Genomic DNA, 377 nt, shown 5'->3' with positions numbered 1-377 from the left:
CTGCGGTATCTTTTGCTCAAGAACAAAAGAGAGAATTAAAACTTAATGAAGACACAAATTTAATTGATGTTGTTTATTATCATGACAATGGTGTTGTAAGCCAAACGGGGTCTTACACAGCAGATGGTAAGCTTCATGGTGCTTGGTTAAGGTTTGATGAAGAAGGCAAGAAAACGGTTTCTGCAAATTATGACAATGGAAAAAAAGTCGGCAAATGGATTTATTGGATTGACGGAGTTAAAAAAGAAGTCAATTACGAAAATAATGTAGCGTCCCTGTAGTTTTAGGGAAATACTTAAGTACAAAAAAGCATTCTGTATTTTCAGAATGCTTTTTTATTTAAAGGTTTTTTTGAGTTTAGTTTCTTGTCCAACCAG

Annotated in this window: 1 protein-coding gene; it reads left to right on the top strand. The window is 33.7% G+C overall.

Going from position 1 to position 377, the window contains the following annotated elements:
• Window positions 1–281, top strand: a 281-nt coding sequence (locus H4O21_RS28410; RefSeq protein WP_182812552.1) for a toxin-antitoxin system YwqK family antitoxin, incomplete at its 5' end; no start/stop codon positions are given.
• Window positions 282–377: the final 96 nt, after the last annotated feature.

The organism is Oceanospirillum sediminis, assembly GCF_014164585.1.
Taxonomy (GTDB): domain Bacteria; phylum Pseudomonadota; class Gammaproteobacteria; order Pseudomonadales; family Halomonadaceae; genus Oceanospirillum; species Oceanospirillum sediminis.
Note: the sequence above shows the minus strand (reverse complement) of the source record. Positions and strands in the feature narration are given on the sequence as shown.